18 protein-coding genes are annotated in these 19,888 nt (G+C 64.4%); 4 read left to right on the forward strand and 14 right to left on the reverse strand.

Annotated elements, in window-relative coordinates; all coding sequences use genetic code 11:
- Nucleotides 1-114 precede the first annotated feature (114 nt).
- From AC0L3B_RS23845 to gltX, 8 genes are all read right to left on the reverse strand, one after another.
- A complete protein-coding gene (locus AC0L3B_RS23845; RefSeq protein WP_247392795.1) occupies nucleotides 115-882 on the reverse strand; it encodes an SDR family NAD(P)-dependent oxidoreductase in 768 nt (255 codons plus the stop codon).
- On the reverse strand, nucleotides 879-1,988 hold the full coding sequence (locus AC0L3B_RS23850; RefSeq protein ID WP_247296567.1) for an ABC transporter ATP-binding protein: 1,110 nt from the start codon (nucleotides 1,986-1,988) through the stop codon (nucleotides 879-881). The genes AC0L3B_RS23845 and AC0L3B_RS23850 overlap by 4 nt, the downstream gene beginning before the upstream one ends.
- A 10-nt stretch (nucleotides 1,989-1,998) precedes the next feature.
- Nucleotides 1,999-2,856 carry a carbohydrate ABC transporter permease gene (locus tag AC0L3B_RS23855; protein ID WP_018458097.1) on the reverse strand — a complete coding sequence of 286 codons (858 nt, stop codon included), beginning with the start codon at nucleotides 2,854-2,856 and terminating at the stop codon, nucleotides 1,999-2,001.
- A complete protein-coding gene (locus AC0L3B_RS23860; protein WP_085362119.1) occupies nucleotides 2,849-3,772 on the reverse strand; it encodes a carbohydrate ABC transporter permease in 924 nt (307 codons plus the stop codon). The genes AC0L3B_RS23855 and AC0L3B_RS23860 overlap by 8 nt, the downstream gene beginning before the upstream one ends.
- Nucleotides 3,769-5,055, reverse strand: a complete 1,287-nt coding sequence (locus AC0L3B_RS23865) for an ABC transporter substrate-binding protein (protein ID WP_085353258.1) — start codon at nucleotides 5,053-5,055, stop codon at nucleotides 3,769-3,771. Before AC0L3B_RS23865 ends, AC0L3B_RS23860 begins: the two co-directional genes overlap by 4 nt.
- A 57-nt stretch (nucleotides 5,056-5,112) precedes the next feature.
- Nucleotides 5,113-6,291, reverse strand: coding sequence for an ROK family transcriptional regulator (locus tag AC0L3B_RS23870; RefSeq protein WP_018458094.1), 1,179 nt, complete (start codon nucleotides 6,289-6,291; stop codon nucleotides 5,113-5,115).
- A 177-nt stretch (nucleotides 6,292-6,468) separates the two neighbouring features.
- Complete coding sequence (gltA, locus tag AC0L3B_RS23875; RefSeq protein WP_018458093.1) at nucleotides 6,469-7,773, reverse strand: citrate synthase; 1,305 nt, start codon at nucleotides 7,771-7,773, stop codon at nucleotides 6,469-6,471.
- Between the two features lie 195 nt (nucleotides 7,774-7,968).
- A complete protein-coding gene (gene gltX, locus AC0L3B_RS23880; protein ID WP_018458092.1) occupies nucleotides 7,969-9,396 on the reverse strand; it encodes a glutamate--tRNA ligase in 1,428 nt (475 codons plus the stop codon).
- Between the two features lie 166 nt (nucleotides 9,397-9,562).
- Between gltX and AC0L3B_RS23885 the strand changes: the two genes are divergently transcribed.
- From AC0L3B_RS23885 to AC0L3B_RS23900, 4 genes are all read left to right on the forward strand, one after another.
- Nucleotides 9,563-11,239, forward strand: coding sequence for a glutamine--tRNA ligase/YqeY domain fusion protein (locus AC0L3B_RS23885; RefSeq protein WP_473381125.1), 1,677 nt, complete (start codon nucleotides 9,563-9,565; stop codon nucleotides 11,237-11,239).
- 19 nt (nucleotides 11,240-11,258) lie between these two features.
- The gene (locus AC0L3B_RS23890; protein ID WP_018458090.1) at nucleotides 11,259-11,645 is read left to right on the forward strand and encodes a nuclear transport factor 2 family protein; all 387 of its coding nucleotides are present in this window, start codon (nucleotides 11,259-11,261) and stop codon (nucleotides 11,643-11,645) included.
- An 84-nt stretch (nucleotides 11,646-11,729) separates the two neighbouring features.
- On the forward strand, nucleotides 11,730-11,963 hold the full coding sequence (locus AC0L3B_RS23895) for a DUF2171 domain-containing protein (RefSeq protein WP_007610829.1): 234 nt from the start codon (nucleotides 11,730-11,732) through the stop codon (nucleotides 11,961-11,963).
- A 95-nt stretch (nucleotides 11,964-12,058) separates the two neighbouring features.
- Entirely contained in the window at nucleotides 12,059-14,338 is a 2,280-nt protein-coding gene (locus AC0L3B_RS23900) for a ComEC/Rec2 family competence protein (RefSeq protein ID WP_473381126.1), read from the forward strand.
- Between the two features lie 138 nt (nucleotides 14,339-14,476).
- On the opposite strand, the gene AC0L3B_RS23905 is transcribed toward AC0L3B_RS23900, so the two are convergent.
- From AC0L3B_RS23905 to AC0L3B_RS23930, 6 genes are all read right to left on the reverse strand, one after another.
- Complete coding sequence (locus AC0L3B_RS23905) at nucleotides 14,477-14,911, reverse strand: hypothetical protein (RefSeq protein WP_018458088.1); 435 nt, start codon at nucleotides 14,909-14,911, stop codon at nucleotides 14,477-14,479.
- Nucleotides 14,912-15,419: 508 nt separating this feature from the next.
- Nucleotides 15,420-16,121: a transcriptional repressor LexA gene (gene lexA, locus AC0L3B_RS23910; RefSeq protein WP_026233499.1), complete on the reverse strand. Its 702-nt coding sequence runs from the start codon at nucleotides 16,119-16,121 to the stop codon at nucleotides 15,420-15,422.
- A gap of 176 nt (nucleotides 16,122-16,297) precedes the next feature.
- A complete protein-coding gene (locus AC0L3B_RS23915; RefSeq protein WP_018458086.1) occupies nucleotides 16,298-17,509 on the reverse strand; it encodes a molybdopterin molybdotransferase MoeA in 1,212 nt (403 codons plus the stop codon).
- A gap of 238 nt (nucleotides 17,510-17,747) precedes the next feature.
- On the reverse strand, nucleotides 17,748-17,939 hold the full coding sequence (locus AC0L3B_RS23920; RefSeq protein WP_026233498.1) for a hypothetical protein: 192 nt from the start codon (nucleotides 17,937-17,939) through the stop codon (nucleotides 17,748-17,750).
- A gap of 167 nt (nucleotides 17,940-18,106) precedes the next feature.
- Nucleotides 18,107-18,733: an HAD family hydrolase gene (locus tag AC0L3B_RS23925; protein ID WP_085395035.1), complete on the reverse strand. Its 627-nt coding sequence runs from the start codon at nucleotides 18,731-18,733 to the stop codon at nucleotides 18,107-18,109.
- Between the two features lie 14 nt (nucleotides 18,734-18,747).
- Nucleotides 18,748-19,881 carry an alpha-hydroxy acid oxidase gene (locus AC0L3B_RS23930; RefSeq protein WP_018458083.1) on the reverse strand — a complete coding sequence of 378 codons (1,134 nt, stop codon included), beginning with the start codon at nucleotides 19,879-19,881 and terminating at the stop codon, nucleotides 18,748-18,750.
- Nucleotides 19,882-19,888 lie beyond the last annotated feature (7 nt).

Below are 19,888 nucleotides of genomic sequence, written 5' to 3' on the forward strand. Positions count from 1 at the left end.
GCGATTACTTCCGCTTGTGGCCCAACTCGGACCCAGGGAGAGTTACGCCAACGCGACTGCTATCAGATACGGAGCGGACCTCTACGAGGCAGCTCGGGTTTGTGAGTACACGCTCTAGCCGAGACCAGCGTCGACCTGAAAACACTGCCGCGTGATGCGCTGGCTGTCGTCCGAGGCGAGGAAAAGCGCCATGTTGGCGATGTCGTCGGGCGTCACCGCGTCGGGAATGGCCTGACGCGTGCGCAGCTCGGCGATCACCTGGTCGTCCGGGTACCACAGCCGGCGCTGACGCTCCGTGATCACCATCCCCGGCGCTATCGCGTTGACGCGGATGCGGTCGGGCCCGAGCGACCGGGCCAGGGAGTTGGTGAAGCCGACGATCGCGGCCTTTGCCGCGGCGTAGACAGGCAGCCCCGGCGCGCCCCGCATCCAGGCAATCGACGACATGTTGATGATCGAACCGCTGCCGCGCGCCTGCATCTGCGGCACCACCGCTTGCGCGGCAAAGAAGACGTGCTTGAGGTTGACGCCGATCATCCAGTCGAATTCGGCCGGCGTCACCTCGGCCAGCACCTGACGCTGATCATTGGCGGCGTTGTTGACGAGGACCGCGGCATCGCCAAGCGATCCCCGGACCTGCGCCATGGCGCCGCGCAAGGCGTCGATGTCGAGGAGATCGCACGGCACGAACAAGGGTACGGTCCCGGCCGCGGCCTTCACTTCCGCGACCAGCGTCCGGCCGGCTGCTTCATCGAGATCCAGGAACGCGACGCGCGCCCCTTGCGCCGCGAACGCCCGCACGAAGGCGGCACCGATGCCGCTGGCGCCACCGGTGATCAACACCACGCGGTCCCTAAGGCCGGCATAGCTCGTTCTTGTCATGCGATCAGTCGCTCGGTCTCGGGGTCGAACAGGCAGATGCGACGCGTGTCGAGCGCGAACGGGGCGGCGGCGCCCGGTGTGGGGCGGATGTCCGGCGTGATGCGCGCCAGCGCAGGCTCGCCCCCAAGCCGCAGCAGCACGATCGTTTCGGCTCCCGTCGGCTCGACCATCTCCACCGGCGCGTTGACGACGACGGGCGGATCGGCGGAGAACACGCGGCTGCCCTCGGCGATGCATTCCGGCCTGATCCCGACCACCACGTCACGGCCGACAAAGGGGGCCGCCGCGTCGTATTGGCCAAGGCGGAGGCGGACCTCGTCCGGCCGTCCCGCGCCGATCACGACCACCGGGCCGCTGGCATCAGCGTCGAGCCGTGCCGGCATCGTGTTCATCGGCGGCGAGCCCATGAAGCGGGCCACGAACAGATTGGCGGGATAGCGATACACGGTATCCGGGTCGGCAAACTGCTGCACCACGCCGCGATGCATCACGGCAATGCGCGTCGCCATCGTCATCGCCTCGATCTGATCGTGTGTGACATAGACGATGGTGGCGCCGATGCGCTGGTGCAGCCGCTTGATCTCCATCCGCATCTCGACGCGCAGCTTGGCGTCGAGATTGGAGAGCGGCTCGTCGAACAGGAAGAGCAGGGGATCGCGCACCAGCGCCCGGCCCATCGCCACACGCTGGCGCTGGCCGCCGGAGAGCTGCGAGGGCTTGCGGCCGAGCAGCGGCTCGATCTGGAGCAGCCTGGCCACATTCGCCAGCGCCTTTTCCTGCTCGGCCTTCGGGACGTGACGGCATTCCATGCCGAAGGTGATGTTCTGGCGCACCGTCATCGACGGATAGAGCGCGTAGGACTGGAACACCATCGCGATGTCGCGGTCCTTCGGCGGAATGTCGTTGACGATACGTCCGCCGATTTCCACGGTGCCTGCGCTCGGGAGGTCGAGCCCGGCGATGATGTTGAGCAGCGTGGACTTGCCGCAGCCGGATGGGCCAACGAGCACGGTGAATTCGCCGCTCTCGATGTCGAGATCGATGCCCTTCAGCACCTCCAGATTGGCGTAGCGCTTGGACAAGGAGCGAATGCTTAGGGCTGCCATGACAATCCGATCATTTCACGGCCCCGGCGGTGAGGCCGCGCACGAAATACTTGCCGCCGATCAGATAGATCAGCAGGGTCGGCAGGGCGGCGATCATCACCGCCGCGCTCTGCACGCCATGCTGCGGGATGTCCGCGACTGCTGCGGATAGCGCGATCAGCGCGGCGGTGACGGGCTGTTGCTGACCAGTCGTGAATGTCACGCCGTAGAGAAATTCGTTCCAGATATGCGTGAACTGCCAGATCACGGTGACGACCAGAATAGGCGGCGAGAGCGGCAGGATGATGCGCCAGAAAATACGAAAGAACCCTGCGCCATCGATGCGCGCAGCTCTTATCAAATCCTGCGGGATCGCAGTGTAGTAGTTTCGGCAGAACAAGACCGTAAAGGAGAGTCCCTGGATCGTGTGGATCACGACCAGGCCCGTTAGCGTGTTCATCAGGCCCGTATCGCGCAACACGATGGTCCAGGGAAGCAAGCGCATCTGCTGGGGAAGGAAGAGGCCGAGGGTCACGATGCCGTAGATCCAGTTATCGCCGCGAAAACGCCAGAGCGACACAGCGTAACCGGCGACAGCACCGAGCAGGGTCGAGAAAATCGTCGCGGGAATCGTGACGAGCGCGGAGTTCAGCATGTACGGCCGGATGCCGGCGCAGGTCTCGGCGACGCAGAAACCGCTCCAGGCCGCGGCGTAGTTGCTCCATGCCCATTGCTTCGGCCAGCCGATCATCGACGCCTGCGCGATCTCCTCGTTGGTGCGGAGCGAGTTCAGCACGACAACAACCAATGGCGCGAGCCATGCTGCAGCGATCAGCGAGACGACGAGATAGATCAGAATCCGGCTTGGCGCGATGGTTCGCTCACGCATGGATCGCCCGCCGCCGCTGGACATAACGCCACGCTGCATAGGGCAGCAAAACCGCAAGAAGAATGAGCAACATGAGCACTGCCGCCGCCGCTCCGCGTCCGAGCAGGCTGCGCTGGAACATCAGGTCATAGACGACGAGGGCCGGCAGCTGGGTGGCGATCCCGGGTCCGCCGTTGGTGAGCGCGCGGACGAGGTCGAAGGTCGAAATCGCGAACTGCAGCTGGATGACGATGACGGTGATGGTGATCGGCCAAAGGGTCGGCAGGATGACACGCCGGTACATTCGGATCGGTCCGGCGCCGTCGATCTGCGCGGCCTTGATCAGGTCGGCGTCGACGGAGCGAAGGCCGGCGAGGAACAGCGCCATGGCGAAACCGGACGATTGCCAGATCGCAGCGATGACAATGGTCCAAATGGCCATGTCGCGGTCGATCAGCCAGTCGAACCGGAAGGAGGTCCAGCCGAGGTCGCGGACCAGCTTCTGGATCCCGAGGCCGGGATTGAGCAGCCAACTCCAGACCGTGCCGGTGACCACGAATGACACCGCCAGAGGATAGAGGAAGATGGACCGCAGCAGGTTCTCGCCGCGAATGCGCTGATCGAGCAGGATCGCAAGGATGAGACCGGTCGCCAAGCTCAGCAACACGAAGGCGCTGCCAAACAGCAGCAGATTGTCCAAGGCAATCTGCCAGTTCCGCGATGCGGCGACCGCAGAATAGTTGCGCAAGCCGACCCAGCCCGAGACCGGGACCAGAGTGGACGGCGTGAACGATATCCAGATCGTCCACAGCGTAAACGCAATGAGATGCGCGGCGGACAACAGCAGCGGCACCCAGATCGTCAGATATTCAGGCAGCCGGCGCACCCAGCCAGAGGCCGCCGGCCGGCCCGGTGTTGTCGAGACGGCGATCGTCAACGTGAGCTCTCGACGGCTTCGGCGAGGCGTATGGCCGCTTGCTCCGGCTTGATCGTCTTGTTCTTCACGTACTCCGTGATCACGTCGATCATCGCTGCGGTCATGCCGTTTTCCTGCGCCATGTTGTGCGCAAGGCTGAGGACGGCCTGATTGCTGGCAATCGCGTCTTTCAGGGCTGCTGCGGTCCGCCGTTGCCCGTCCGACCAGCCTTCGCCGGAGAGATCGACATCGGTGCGCACGGGGATCGATCCCGTGATCTGCGAATACATAGTCTGGATCGCCGGATCCATGACGAGCTGGGCCATCAGCGTCTGGCCGGCCTGCAGGTCGGGCTCCTTGCGCTGCCAGAATATGAAGGCATCGGCATTCAACAGGAAGACCGGCTTGCTATTGTCGCTCGGGCCCGGGGCGATGATGAAGTCCTCGAACTTGAAGCCGGCGTTGCGCAAGACGCCCTGCGCCCACCCGCCCATGATCATCATCCCCATGTCGCCGTCGACAAAGCGCTTCAAGTTGGTCGAAAAGTGCTGGGCGCCGACGTTGGGGTCCATCCAGTCGGCAATCTTGCGCACCTGTACGAAGGCAGCCTTTATCTCGGGGCCCTCCAGGGCCTTCTTGTCGAGATTCATGATGGCTGCGCGGTAAGCGGTGGGGCTGATGCCCGCCAAAGCGGCCTCGAATTTCTGGCCGTCGTCCGGGCGGGTGCCACCGTTGGCGATGGGATAGGGGACGCCGCCTGCTTTCATCTTCTCGGCGAGGTCGTTGAACTCAGCCCATGTGACGGGGACCTTGTCGGCCTTGGCCTTGTCCATCGCGCGTTTGGAGAGAAACAGCATGTTGGTGCTGTAGATCTGCAACGGCAGTGCAATCCACTTGCCCCCCGGCTTGTGCAATTTTGCAAGATCCGGAGCGACAACCTTTTCGTAGCCGGCGGCAGCGACGACGGCATCGAGATCGACGGTTGGGGCAATCTTGGACCAGGCCGCGATCTCGGGACCTTTGAGCTGCGAGCAGGCCGGCGGATCGCCGGCCATGATCTGGGCACGCAGCTTGTTCATCATCTCGGTGGTGAAGCCGGGGACGGGCGAGTGCTGCCAAACCCCGCCTTTCTCCTCGAATTTCTTGCCGAGTGCCGTGATGGCCGCCCCATCGCTACCTGCGGACCATTGCGAGATCGCAGTCAGACGCGGCTTGATCGCGCCTTGCGCGCGGGCGAATGCCGGCAGCGCGAGCGCGGCCGCAGATCCGGCGAGCAGTTGGCGCCTTGTTGTCGTGATCGGCATGGCAATTTCCTCCCGGTGTGAACTCTTTCGCGCGAGAGCCGCGCGGCATCAGGTACGTCAGGCGGCCTCGGCCGATGCGGCCGGCATGCCGCCGCGGCAAGCGAGGCAGAAAGACGCGAATGCCAGCGCCGCCCGCGGATCGTTGCCGTTCGACGGCGGCACGAAAGCGAGCGACACTTGCGCGTGTTTGCGGCCGCCCAACAGGCTGGCGTCGATCCCCTCGACGAGCGCGTTGCGATCGTCCTCGGTGAGGAGCGACGGCCAGCCGCTGATCGCGACGCCCTTGCATGGCTTCACGTTCAGCGTATTGCCGATCGCAAGGCCAAGCCGGAACAGCCGCCGGCGCAATTCCTGCCGCACGCGCGACGAGAGCGGCATCGCGGTCACCCACTCGCTGCCGAGCTCAAGCAACTCGGCTTCCGCGACGCCAAGAAGCTCGGCCAAAGCGGGAAGCGACGTATAAGCCTCGACGCAGCCATGATGACCGCAGCGGCAAATTGGTCCGTCGGCTCCGAACACCATGTGGCCGAGCTCGACCGGCTGGAGGACATCGTCCTCGACCGCGTCATCCATCCAGGTGCCCGCGACGCCCTGACCGACGAAGACGAAGAGATGCGCGCCGCTGAATGGATAATGCTCCGTGCGGCAACGGTGAAAGATGGCGTGCGCGACGACCGAATTGGTGAACTCGACCCGCACGCCGGGAAGCGTCTCGCCGAACATCTCGCTGATCCGCCCGACATCGCAGGGAATGATCGGATTGCCTGACGCGCCCAGCCGGCCGAGACCCGGAATCGAGACGCCGATCTGTGCGAGGGGGATACGTCGACGCCGCGTCCACTCGCGCAGCAATGTCATCGCTTCGCGAAACGCCCGGCCGACCGTCGCGACGGTCGGCGTCTTCGGCAGCGGCACATGCCCGGTGTAGTGCAGTTCGCCCGACAGGCCCCCGACCCCGACGCTGAGCCGCTGAGTGGTCAGCTCGAACGCCGCGAGCGCCACCGCCTTATCGAGCGACACGAGACCCGTGGGGCCACCGACATAAGGGGCAGGGCGCCGCACTTCCTCGATCAGGCCTTCGGCCTTCAGATCGAACAGGATGCGCGACAGGCTCGCTTCCGACAGGCGCACGGCCTTGGCCAGCGGCGGGCGAAACGACGCGCCTGACTGAAGCAGATGAATCAAAATGGCAGCACGCGTCTGCCGCCGACTTCTCGGCTGCTCCGGCATTTCCATCCCTGTCGTCATTCTTACTTAGAGTAAGAATTTGCGCGCGAAGCGTCTCAACGTCAAGCGTCGGCCGAGGCATTGCGCTGACTTGTTGTTGTGCGCGGCAGCAAGATGGTCTCAGCGCAAACAAAAGCGGCGCCATCTTGTGATGGCGCCGCTTCGAAAGCCGTGATGGGCTCGAGCTTACTTCCGGTTGTTGATCGCGACGTAGTCGCGGCGGGTGACGCCGGTGTAGAGCTGGCGCGGACGGCCGATCTTCTGCTGCGGATCCTCGATCATTTCGCTCCACTGGCTGATCCAGCCGACGGTGCGGGCGACCGCGAACAGCACGGTGAACATCGAGACCGGGAAGCCCATCGCCTTCAGCGTGATGCCCGAATAGAAGTCGACGTTCGGGTAGAGCTTGCGGTCGATGAAGTACTGGTCGCTGAGCGCGATCTTCTCGAGCTCGAGCGCCACCTTCAGCATCGGATCGTCGCCATGGCCGGTCTCCTTGAGCACGGCGTGACACATCTTCTGCATGATCTTGGCGCGCGGATCGTAGTTCTTGTAGACGCGGTGACCGAAGCCCATCAGGCGGACTTCAGAGTTCTTGTCCTTCACCTTGGCGATGAACTCGGGGATCTTGTCGACCGAGCCGATCTCGGCGAGCATCGCGAGCGCTGCTTCGTTGGCGCCGCCATGGGCCGGGCCCCACAGGCAGGCGATGCCGGCCGCGATGCAGGCGAACGGGTTGGCGCCGGAGGAGCCGGCGATACGCACGGTCGAGGTCGAGGCGTTCTGCTCGTGGTCGGCGTGCAGGATGAAGATCTTATCCAGCGCGTCAGCCAGCACCGGGTTGATCTTGTAGTCCTCGCACGGCACGGCAAAGCACATGTGCAGGAAGTTCTCGGCGAACTTCAGCGAGTTTTTCGGATACACGAAGGGCTGGCCGACCGTGTATTTGTAGGCCATCGCAGCCAACGTCGGGATCTTGGCGATCATGCGCATGGAGGCGATCATGCGCTGCTTCGGATCGTTGATGTCGGTTGAGTCGTGATAGAACGCGGCGAGCGCGCCGACAGCCGCTACCATGATCGCCATCGGATGGGCGTCGCGGCGGAAGCCCTGGAAGAAGCGGGCCATCTGCTCGTGCACCATCGTGTGATGGATCACGCGGTCGTCGAAATCCTTCTTCTGCGCGGCGGTCGGAAGCTCCCCGAACAGCAGCAGATAGCAGGTCTCGAGGAAGTCGCCATTCTCGGCGAGCTGTTCGATCGGATAGCCGCGGTATTCCAGCACGCCCGCGTCACCGTCGATATAGGTGATCTTGGACTGGCAGCTCGCGGTCGAGGTGAAGCCCGGGTCGTAGGTGAACAGGCCGGACTGGCCGTAGAGCTTGCCGATATCGATGACGTCGGGCCCGACGCTGCCGCTGTGGATCGGAAGATCGAAATTCTTGTTTCCGACCGTCAGTGTGGCGGTCTTATTGCTTGGTTTTGCGTCCATCAGAGGTCCCCGATGTATGGTGAAACGGGCCGGACCCGGAGGCCCCGATGAGATATCGCGGGGCAGGCCGGATGTTCCAGAAGGTACGGCTGAGATGGGTATATTATTGCTGTGTGCGCTGCAAGATGGCGCCACGCATGGTCGACTTACGTCGTAGCCTGGTCCTTGGGCCCGGTCCTTAGCGCGGTCCTAGGCCTATTCCGTGGCCTGATCTTTAAGCCGGCCCAGGCTTTCCTGGCGTCCCAAGACGTCCAAAACCTCGAATATGCCGGGCGACGTCGTCCGTCCCGTCAGCGCGGCCCGCAGCGGCTGGGCGACCGCGCCGAGCTTGAGACTATTTTCCTCGGCAAAGGCGCGCAGCGCGGCTTCCGCATTGGCCGCGCTCCACGTCTCGACTTTCTCCAGCGCGGAATGAAGCTGGCCGATCAGCTTGCGGTTCTCAGGCGTCAGCAGCGCCGCCGCCTTCGGGTCAAGCTCCAGCGGCCGGTCCGCGAAAATGAAATAGGCGCTGTCGATCAGCTCGATCAGCGTCTTGGCGCGCTCCTTCAGGGCCGGCATGGCCTTCAGGAGCTGCGCGCGCGTGGTGTCGTTTAACTTGGCCTTAAGCTCGTCGCGGCTGGGCACGACGTGGTCGAGCACGTCCTCGAACATCTTCACGAGTGATTGATCGTCGGCATTGCGGATGTAGTGGCCGTTGAGGTTTTCCAGCTTGGCAAAATCGAAGCGCGCTGCTGCGCGGCCGACGCTGGCAAGATCGAACGCCGCGATCATCTCCTCCGTCGAGAAGATTTCCTGGTCGCCATGGCTCCAGCCGAGCCGGACGAGATAGTTGCGGAGCGCGGACGGGAGGTACCCCATGGCGCGGTAGGCATCGACGCCAAGCGCGCCGTGCCTCTTGGAGAGCTTTGAGCCGTCCGGGCCATGGATCAGGGGGATGTGGGACATGCTCGGCAGCGTCCAGCCCATCGCGTCGTAGATCTGCTTTTGGCGGGCCGCGTTGATCAAATGGTCGTCGCCGCGGATGACGTGGGTGACGCCCATGTCGTGGTCGTCGACCACGACAGCGAGCATGTAGGTCGGGTTGCCATCGCCGCGCAGCAGGACGAGGTCATCCAGATTCTCGTTCTGCCAGACCACGCGGCCCTGGACCTGGTCCTCGATCACGGTCTCGCCGGTCTGGGGCGCACGGAGCCGGATGGTGGGCTTTACGTCGGTCGGGGCCGTCGCCGGATCGCGGTCGCGCCACAGGCCGTCATAGAGGCGCGTGCGCCCCTCTGCGCGCGCCTTCTCGCGCATCGCGGTGAGCTCCTCGGCGGTGGCGTAGCAGCGATAGGCCTTGCCGTCGGCGAGCAGCTGCTCGGCGACCTCGCGGTGGCGGGCGGCGCGGCTGAACTGGTAGATGACGTCGCCATCCCAGCCGAGCTCCAGCCATTTCAGGCCGTCGAGGATGGCGCCGATCGCGGCCTCGGTGGAGCGCTCCCGGTCGGTGTCCTCGATCCGGAGCAGCATCTTGCCGCCGTGCTTCTTCGCATAGAGCCAGTTGAACAGCGCCGTGCGCGCGCCCCCGATATGGAGGAAGCCGGTCGGCGAAGGAGCGAAACGGGTGACGACGGGAGAGGTCATTCTTGGCAGGGCCTATGCATTGGAGGCGGTGGTATATAACAGGACCGGAGCATAACTAAAGCCCGGCAGCGGACCGCCAGGGGTTGCTTGAGACCTTGCTTAAGCCCTTGGCTCAGCCAAGGGAATTTGGCAGAAGGGCCGCTGATTTCCCTACAGGATTTTCGTAATGACAGAACCGGTGGCGAACGAGGTTGGGCGCGATTTCATTCGTGACATCATCCAGGCCGACCTCGAGCAGGCCAAATACAAGGAGATCGTGACCCGGTTCCCGCCGGAGCCGAACGGTTATCTCCATATCGGCCACGCCAAGTCGATCGCGCTCAATTTCGGCATCGCCCAAGAGTTTCCGGGCCGTTGCCATCTGCGCTTCGACGACACCAATCCGGTCAAGGAAGAGCAGGAATATATCGATTCCATCCAGGCCGACGTGCGCTGGCTCGGCTTCGACTGGGGCAAGAACCTGTTCTTCGCTTCGGACTATTTCGACCGCCTCTACGAATGGGCGGAGCAGCTGATCCGCGACGGGCTCGCCTATGTCGATGACCAGACCCAGGAGCAGATTCGTCTCGCGCGCGGCACGCTGACCGAGCCCGGCAAGAACTCGCCGTTCCGCGATCGCACCGTGGATGAAAACCTCGACCTGTTCCGTCGCATGAAGGCGGGCGAATTCCCGAACGGCGCGCGCGTGCTGCGGGCCAAGATCGACATGGGTGCGGGCAACATCAATCTGCGCGACCCCGTGCTGTACCGCATCCTGCATGCGCACCATCCGCGCACCGGGACCAAGTGGAGCATCTATCCAAGCTACGACTATGCCCACGGCCAGTCGGATGCCATCGAAGGCATCACGCACTCGATCTGCACGCTGGAGTTCGAGGACCATCGGCCGCTCTACGACTGGTTCATCGAGAAGCTGCCGGTGCCCTCGAAGCCGCACCAGTACGAATTCGCGCGGCTGAACCTGACCTACACGCTGCTGTCCAAGCGTGTGCTGACCCAGCTCGTCCGCGAGGGCCATGTCGCGGGCTGGGACGACCCGCGCATGCCCACCATGGCGGGCATGCGCCGCCGCGGCGTGCCGCCGGCCGCGCTTCGCGAATTCGTCAAGCGCATCGGCGTTGCGAAAGCCAATAGCGTGGTCGACGTCGGCATGCTGGAATTCTGCATCCGCGAGGAATTGAACCGCACGTCGCAGCGGCGCATGGCGGTGCTTAAGCCGCTCAAGGTCGTGATCGAGAATTATCCCGAGGGGCAGACCGAGGAGCTCGAGGCGATCAACCATCCGGATGATCCCTCCGCCGGCACCCGCAAGATCACGTTCGGTCGTGAGCTCTATATCGAGCAGGACGACTTCATGGAGAACCCGCCGAAAAAGTTCTTCCGTCTGTCGCCGGGCAACGAAGTGCGGCTGCGCTACGCCTATTTCGTCAAGTGCACCGGCGTGATCAAGAACGATGCCGGCGAGGTGGTGGAGCTGCGCTGCACCTACGATCCCGCGACCAAGGGCGGCAACGCGCCCGATGGCCGCAAGGTCAAGGCCACCATGCACTGGCTGCCGGCGGCGACTTCCGTGCCCGCGGAAATCCGCATCTACAATCAGCTGTTTGCCAAACCGAGCCCGGACGCCTCGAACTTCGCCGCCGACCTCAATCCGCAGTCACTGGAAATTCTCGCTAATGCCCGCGTCGAGGCATCGGTCGCGGAAAGCAATTCGACCGAGCCGATGCAGTTCGAGCGCCAGGGCTATTTCGTGCGCGACAAGGACCCGACGTCCGACAGACCGGTATTTTCCAGGACTATCGGTCTGCGCGACACGTTCGCGAAGGAAGTTGCCAAAGGCTGAAAAGAGCTGCGAGACCACAATGAGCAACGAAGCCGACGCTATCGTTTCCGGCATCATCGCGAAATGGCGCGCCGGCTTCGCCACGCTCGATGCGGCCGCGCTCTCATCGCTCTATGCGAGGAATGCCTTCTTCTTCGGCTCCAACCCAAAGCTCTACCGGGGCAGGGCCGGCGTCGCAGACTATTTCAACGGCCTGCCGCGCTGGCGCAAGCCGAGCGCGGTGTTTTCCGAGGTGACGGCGGCGCAGGCAGGTCCTGATCTGATCAATATGGCCGCGACCATCTCGTTCGATCTCGCCGGCGAACGCCCCGATTTCTCGGTCAAGATGAGCTGGGTCATCATGCGCGAGGACGGCGAGTGGAAGATCGTCAATCACCATGCTTCGTCGCAGGCGCCGCTGATCTGACGAGCGGGCACACGGCTTCGTCATTCTCGTGAGAGAACGAACGTGCTCCCCGCGCGTTGGGGTGGGTCCAACAAGGAACCCACCATGCAGAACATCGCAGAGCATATGGAAGTGATCGGCGCCGACGGCGTCCACATCGGCACCGTCGACAAGGTCGAAGGCAATCGCATCAAGCTGACCAAGAAGGACAGCGGCGAGGGCAGCCACAAGGGCCATCATCACTTCATCGACAAGGGCCTCGTCGCCGATATCGAGGGCAACAAGGTCAGGCTGTCGGCCAAGGCGGATGTGGCCGTGACGATGGAAGAGGAAAAGTAGCGGCCGCGCCCCTTCGTTCCTGATCCGTACCGCTATCCGCCCACCTGCACGTTCCGGTAGCTTCTGGCTTCGTTGCGTATCATCGAGTGCAGGGAATGGCGGAGCCGGGCCGGCCGGTACGATCGCAGGGGATCGCGGGGACGTGGCCCGCGGGCCGCGCCGCGTCCGCGGGCGGCCTCGCGCCTGCAGGCCTCGACCTCTGGACATCGCTGGCCGAGACCCTCCGCGCCTGGCTGCGCGCCGAGGCGGGCGCCGGGCGGCTGTTGCCGTGGGTGCCCGTCGCGTTTGGCTGCGGCATCGCGCTTTATTTCTCTGCCGATCATGAGCCGGTGCTGTGGGTCGTTGCCACGACCGCCATCGCGCTCCTGCTTGGCGCGGCTCTGTTGCGGCGGAGCCGGCTGTTCGCCCCGGCCATCATGATCGCGGCGGTCGCGGCCGGCTTTGCCGTCGCAACCTGGAAGACGGCGCGCATCGCCCACCCGGTGCTGGCAAGGGCGCTCTATTCGGTGTCGTTGTCGGGCTTCGTCGAGGCTCGCGACATCCGCGAGCGTACCGATCGTTTCGTGCTGCGCGTCACGGCGATGGAGGCGCAGCGCAGCGACGTCAGGCTCGAGCGCGTGCGCCTGTCGGTCCGCAAGGGCACCGCGCCGGAGGTCGGTAGCTTCGTTCAGCTGAAGGCACGGCTGATGCCGCCACTCGCGCCGGTGCGGCCCGGCAGCTACGACTTTTCGCGTGACATGTTCTTCCAGGGCATCGGCGCCTCCGGCTTCGCGATGGGCGCCATCACGGTGGCGTCGCCGCCTGAGACCGGCGGCTTACGGCTGCGTTACGCGGCCTTCATGCAAGGCCTGCGCGATGCGATCGATGCCCGCATCCGGGCGACGCTCGACGGCGACAATCGGGCGATCGCGACCGCGCTGCTCACCGGGCGGCGCGATGCGATCACCACGCCCGTCAACGATGCGATGTTCATCTCCGGCCTCGGCCACGTGCTCTCGATCTCCGGTTATCACATGGCCGTCGTTGCCGGCGTCGTGTTCTTCGCGGTGCGCGCGCTGCTCGCTCTGATCCCCGGATTGGCGGCCGGCTTCGCCATCAAGAAATGGTCGGCCGCCGCCGCGCTGGTCGCCGCTGCGTTCTACCTGCTGCTGTCGGGCGCGGAGGTCGCCACGCAAAGGTCGTTCTTCATGACGGCGGTGGTGCTGATCGCGGTGATGGTCGATCGCCGCGCCATCACCTTCCGCACGCTTGCTGTGGCTGCGCTGATCGTGCTGGCGGTCGCGCCGGAAGCGCTGGTGCATCCGAGTTTTCAGATGTCGTTTGCGGCAACGCTCGGCTTGGTCGCACTGGTGCAGATCGGCATGCCCAATTTGTTTGCCTCGCCGGACAATTCGGCGACTGCGCGCATTGCGATGTGGGGTGGGCGCGAGATTGCGATGCTGTTCATGGCTTCGCTGATTGCGGGACTTGCGACGACGCCCTATGCCGCCTTTCATTTCCACCGTGTCACGCCGTTCGGCGTGCTCGCCAATCTCGGCGCGATGCCGGTGGTCTCTGCGCTGGTGATGCCGGCGGGGCTGTTGGGGCTGCTTGCTGCGCCGTTCGGGCTGGACAGCGTGTTCTGGTGGCTGATGGGGATTGGCATCGAGTGGATGGTCGCGGTCTCGCGCTGGGTCGCGGCCTTGCCGGGCGCGGTGGGCCGCATCCCGGCGTTCGGGATCGCGCCGCTGATCGCGGCGAGCCTGGGAATCATTGTGCTCGGCTTGTTGCGCACGCCGCTGCGCTGGTCCGGCGCCCTGGTGCTGCTGGCAGCGATCCTCTGGGGACTGTCGGCGCGGCAGCCCGACATCCTGATTGCCGGGGATGGCGCCAGCGTCGCGGTGCGGGGCAGGGACGGATATCTGCACCTGATCAGGACGAACAAGGACAGCTTTCTGCTCAAGGAATGGCTCGCTGCCGACGCCGATCCGCGCGATGCGGGCAGAGCCTCGCTTGCCGATGGCGTGTCCTGCGACGAATCCGGCTGCGTGACGCCACTGGCCGACGGGAGGCTGGTCGCGCTGGCACTGCGCGTCGACGCTCTCGCGGACGATTGCAGTCGGGCCGCGCTGGTGGTGACGACTCGTCCCGCACCGCCTGATTGCGCGGCGATGGTGGTCGATCGGCAGCGGCTCGCCAGCCAGAGCGCGCTGGCGCTGACGCAGCGTGGTGACGGTTTTGTGGTTCAGGCAGTGAGGGCGAGAGGCACGAGCCGCCCCTGGTTGCCGGCCGGCGCCGGCGAGGGTGATTTCGACGGCAGCCTCGCGCCAAAGTCGACCGCGCCTCGCATCAAGGACGCAACGCCGGCGGACACCGACCTGCAAGCCGTCGATTGATCTGATGGTGCGGAGCAACGCAGTGGTTCGGTGCGTCCGTTCGGATTAGCGGGGTGCAAACCACACCATCTCGCCGGCCACGGCCGGCGATGGCGATTTAATCCTGACCTCCGACTTCGTAGCCGGAGGGCGGCTCTGTCAGCCGATCGGCAGGTGCGTGACGGTCGGCTGCCTGTCGGCGGTGATCTGCGCCTTGTGCTCGCGCTCGGTGACCGACTGAGTCACCGGCAGTTGCAGCACCGTCGCGCGCTGGCCTTCGACGAGCTGCGTCACCAGCACGTATTTGCCGTCGGGGAATTCGATCGCATCATGATGGCGGTCGGGAACGTGCGGATCGATCTTGCCGAACTTGCCCACGCGGGAATTGATGGTGCGCGTCCAGATCCAGCGATTGTCGTAGCGGACGTCGTCGGCGAAGGCGAGCTCCGTCCCCGGCAGCAGGCAGACGGCAACAGACGGATCGGCTGCAGAGGCGAAGCCGCGCGTCGAGGTGCCGCGGAAGCTTGTCGTGACGATCGTCTCGCCGACTTCGGCGGGGCGCGACGCGACGGCATGTAGGCTGTAGTCACACATCGGGTGCTCCTCATGCTGGGATAGCAACCCGCGTCTCTTATCGAGGCGCAGGCCTCTATCAGAGTGGAAGCACGAACGCTCTGCTTGGTTGTGGGCAAATCTGCGGCTGGCTTCCGCAAGCCGCGATCACATTATCTTTCCCGAATTCAATAGGAACAAAGCTCGCCGCGATGCATTCGGGAGGCGCGTACGCGAACATTGCCAACTTGGCTGCAACGGCCGAACTTGACCGCTGGTCGCTGTTTCCTCGAACAACCGAGCCGCGAAGCGGTGCTGCTTGAAGCGGTGCTGCTTGAAGCGGTGCTGCTTCGTCGGCGTGGCGAGGAGCCAGCGTTGGAGGAGGGGCCGGATAGTCTGTGCAGAACCAGAAAGGCTATCCAGCCGGAGCGGACGATGATCCGCTCCAATCTCTGACCGGCGATGCCGATCGGAAGCGCGCGAGGCGCCAAGCACCTCCGGCATGAAGTGCTTCCGATATGAAGTACTGCCGATAGAAAGACTCCCGGTATCAGTACTTCCGGTAAAGCCCGATCAGCTTGCCCTGAATCTTCACCCGGTTGGGCGGCAGGATGCGGACCTCATAGGCCGCGTTGGCGGGCTCGAGCGCGATCGAGGCGCCGCGACGGCGGAAGCGCTTCAGCGTCGCTTCCTCGTCGTCGATCAGCGCCACCACGATGTCGCCGGTATCGGCGCTCTCGTTGCGCTGGATCAGGGCCATGTCGCCGTCGAGAATGCCGGCTTCGACCATCGAGTCGCCGCGCACTTCCAGCGCGTAATGCTCGCCCGAGCCGAGCATGTCAGGCGGTACGCTGATAGTATGGCTGCGGGTCTGCAACGCCTCGATCGGCGTGCCGGCCGCGATGCGGCCCATCACCGGCACCGCGACGGGACGTTCGCCCTCGTCAGCGGGCAGGCTCGCGCTCGCACGCACCTTGCCGAGATTGCCCTCGATGACGCTCGGCGTGAAGCCGCGGCGGCTGCCAGCGGCTGCCTGGAGCTCCGGCAGCTTGATGACTTCAATCGCACGGGCGCGGTTGGGCAGGCGTCGGATGAAGCCACGCTCCTCGAGCGCCGTGATCAGGCGATGGATGCCCGACTTCGAGCGCAGATCGAGCGCATCCTTCATCTCGTCGAAGGAGGGCGGCACGCCGCTTTCCTTCAGACGTTCACTGATGAACCGCAGAAGCTCGTATTGTTTGCGCGTTAACATCTCGACCAAAGTCCCCCGGTTGATGTCGTCCGATTCCGAGACGCTGAATTCGGCCATAAGCCGCTGCATGCTCGAAACAAATCATGAACAGACACTATATGTTCGATACATGTTCCGCAACTGCTTAATTTACCGTGAACAGAGCAAAGTGCGCGGAACGCGCGTTGCGGGGGCGCTCAGACGGGGAGCCGCAACACTTCGCAAGCCGTGCCTGCTTCGGCCTTCGGCGCGAATGGTGCGCGGACGAGAAGTACCTGTGCTGCAGCGAGATTCGCAAGCAGCGAAGAGTCCTGATGATTGACGGGAACAACGACGCGTGTGCCATCGTCACGCTCCTCAAGATGCGCGCGCAGATAGTCCTCGCGCTGGTCGTTGGCGCCGACGTCGCGGCCGAGCACGGCGCGTTCACGGCGATGGTGAATCACTGAACGGCCCGACAGGGCGCGAATCAGCGGCACCATGAACAGGAAAGCGCACACGTAGGACGATACGGGATTGCCCGGCAGGCCGATCACACCCATTGCGCCGAGTCGCCCGTGCATCATTGGCTTGCCTGGCCGCATCGCGATCTTCCAGAACGCCATCGCGATGCCTTCGTCCCGCAGTGCCTGCTGGACCAGATCGTGGTCGCCGACCGATGCGCCGCCGGTCGTGATCAGGACGTCGGCGCCGCTCTCGCGGGCGCGGCGGATGCCGGCGGTGGTCGCCTCCAGCGTGTCGGCGGCAATACCGAGGTCGATGGTCTCGGCGCCCTCGCTGCGGGCGAGCGCGTGCAGGGCGTAGCCGTTGGAATAGACGATCTGGCCGTGGCCGGGCGTGGTGCCCGGCATCACCAGCTCGTCGCCGGTGGCGAGAATCGCGACTTTCGGACGCCTGACAACGGCAAGGTGCGGATGATTCATCCCGGCGGCGAGCGCGAGGTCTCGCTCGGTCAAACGGCTTCCCTTGCGCAGGAGCACGTCGCCCTCGCGGAAATCGACGCCGGCGGGGCGGATGTGCCGGCCGGCGATTGCGGCTTCCTTGATCGTGATCCGCTTGCCGGCGGCGACCGTGTCCTCCTGGATCACGACGGCGTCCGCGCCAAAGGGAACGACGCCGCCGGTGAAGATCCGCACGGCCTCGCCGGCTCCGACCGTTCCCTCGAACGGTCGGCCCGCTGCGACTTCGCCGATGACGGTGAGCTCCGAATCGATCGTCGCGGCGTCGGCCGCGCGCACCGCGTAGCCGTCCATCGCCGACATCGCTTGCGGCGGCTGCGTGCGCCGCGCCACGACGTCACGCGCGAGCACGCGATGGTAGGCCTCGTCGAGGGAAATCATTTCTTCCGGCAGCGGCTCTGCACCCGCCAGCACCGCGGCAAGCGCGTCAGAAACCGGCATCAAGGCCACGGCGAAAACTCCTGCTCGGCACGTTCGGGCGAATGTTCCGCACGTCTTCTAGCCGAGCGCAGGCGCAGAGGCAAAAGCGGCTGAGCAGGCACAGTCATCCCGCCCCTTCACATTGTTCCGGAAGGCAGGATCAAGCGCGTCGCGGCATGATCCGAAGGAGGTCACAGATCGGCAGGAGAGTGGTCATGGAAGCGACGAAAATCATGGCAAGGCGAGAACGCGCCATGGCCTGAATCGATCAGCTCCCTGCCTGCCCGGGAGTTACGTCGGGCGCCTTGGATCCCTGATCCTTGTCGGGCAGCGGGTCGGCTTGGGATTTCAGGTCGGCGGCCTTGCTCACAAGCTTGGCGGAAAGGTCCGAATCTGAAGTTGTCCTCGCGAATTCAAGAAGAAGAGAGGCCTGCTTGGTGAGGTAGGTTTTGCCCAGCACGATGATGCATCCGTCCGTAGAAGTCCCAACGGACTCTAAGAGTCCGGAAGGCGGTATTCCGTTCCCGGAACTCTGTATAAAAATGTACAAAGTGATCCGGTTCCTCAATTTTTCAAAATTGGTCCGTCGGGCCGTGCCGTCGTGGGTTTCGCGACAACGGACCGTCGTCAAATGCCCAATGCCTTCAATGCGTTCCCGACGTCACGCGGCGAGGTCACATGCACCGCCGTCAAGCCGCGCGCGCGCGCTCCCTCGATGTTTTCGGCAAGATCGTCGAAGAACACGATGCGCCCGGCGGGCACGCCGATCGCCGCAACGACGTGGTCGAAGGCCTCCGCATCCGGTTTGCGCAGGCCGATGCTGGACGACAAATACAGCTCGCGGAAATGGCCGAGGAGGTCGGCATATTCCCTCGAGAAATGGTCCACGTGCGGCCGGTTGGTGTTGGAGAAAGCATAGAGCGGCATCTGTTTCGCTGCGCGCGGCAGCAGCTCGGCGATGTCAGGCATTTCGCCGGCGAAAATCGCGTTCCAGCCTTCCAGGAACTGCGCATCCGAAATGCCGATTCCGAGCGAGGCTCGCAATGAGGCGAAATAGTCCTCATCGCTGATCTTCCCCATCTCGTGCAACCGATAGGCTTCGCTGTCCCGCACATAGCGCGCGACGATGGCTTCGGGCTTGCAGCCGGCATGTCCCGCCCAGCAGGCGATCGCCTTGGAGAAATCGATATCGAGCACGACGCGGCCGAGATCGAACAGGAGCGCATCCGCGCTGCCGGGAGAGAGCGATGTCACCTGCGTCCTTTCACTCAGTATCGATACGGCTCGTGGTCGAACAGCGGAAACGCGCTGAACACACTCGGCGCGTTGGTTGCGGTCGCCTGGTGCAGGCAGGATTTGTTGACCTCGGCGAACGAGGTCGCACCCAAGAGGCCGAGGCAGCGCAGCACTTCGTCCTCGAGCAGTTCCAGCATGCGCGCCACGCCGGCTTCGCCGGCCGCCGCCAGCGCCCAGCATTGCAGCCGGCCGATGCCGACGAGGTCGGCGCCCGCCGCGATCGCCTTGACGATGTCGGTGCCGCGACAGACACCGCCATCGACCATGATCTTGGCGCGGCCGTTCACGGCGTCGACGATCTCGGGCAGCACGTGCATGGCGCCGCGACCGTGATCGAGCTGACGGCCGCCATGGTTGGAGACGTAGATCCATTCGACGCCGTGATCGATCGCGATCAGCGCGTCCTCTGGCGTCGCGATGCCCTTGAGGATCAGCGGGATCTTGAACTTGTCCTTGATCATCTTCACCGTCCGCCACTCCAGACCCTTCTGGTAATCGCCCCCGGTGGCGCGCAAGCGGCTCTCGCGAACGTAGCGCTTGGCGATGTCACGTTCGCGGCGGCTGTAGTGGGCGGTGTCGACGGTCAGGCAGAAGGCGGCGTAGGCGTTCTTCTCGGCCCGGCTGACGACGTCGGCGACGAAGGCGTCATCGCCGCGCACATAGAGCTGGTAGAGCCGCAGCGCGTCGGACGCAGCTTCGGCGGTCTTTTCTAGGCCGGGCTCGGACACCGAACTGAGCATGTGCGCCGCACCGAAAGTGCCGCAGGCGCGTGCCACGCTCGCCGCACCATCCGGATCGAAGATCTCGAGCGCGCCGACCGGGGCGAGGACCACGGGCAGGCGCATCTTGCGGCCGAACTGTTCGACCGAACCTGTAACCTTGCGAACATCGCGCAGCACGCGCGGGCGGAAAGCGATCTCGTCCAGCGCCATGCGGTTGCGACGCATCGTGGTCTCGGTCTCGGCCGCGCCGACGATATAGTCCCATGCATTCTGGTTGAGGTTGGCGCGGGCTTTCCGGATGAATTCATGCAGATTCTGGAACGGCTCGGTGCTAGCGCCGAGCTCGACGTTCCTTTCCGGTTGGATGCGGGGTGCTTCGTTCATTGTTATC

The organism is Bradyrhizobium sp. Kon56 (assembly GCF_055807635.1).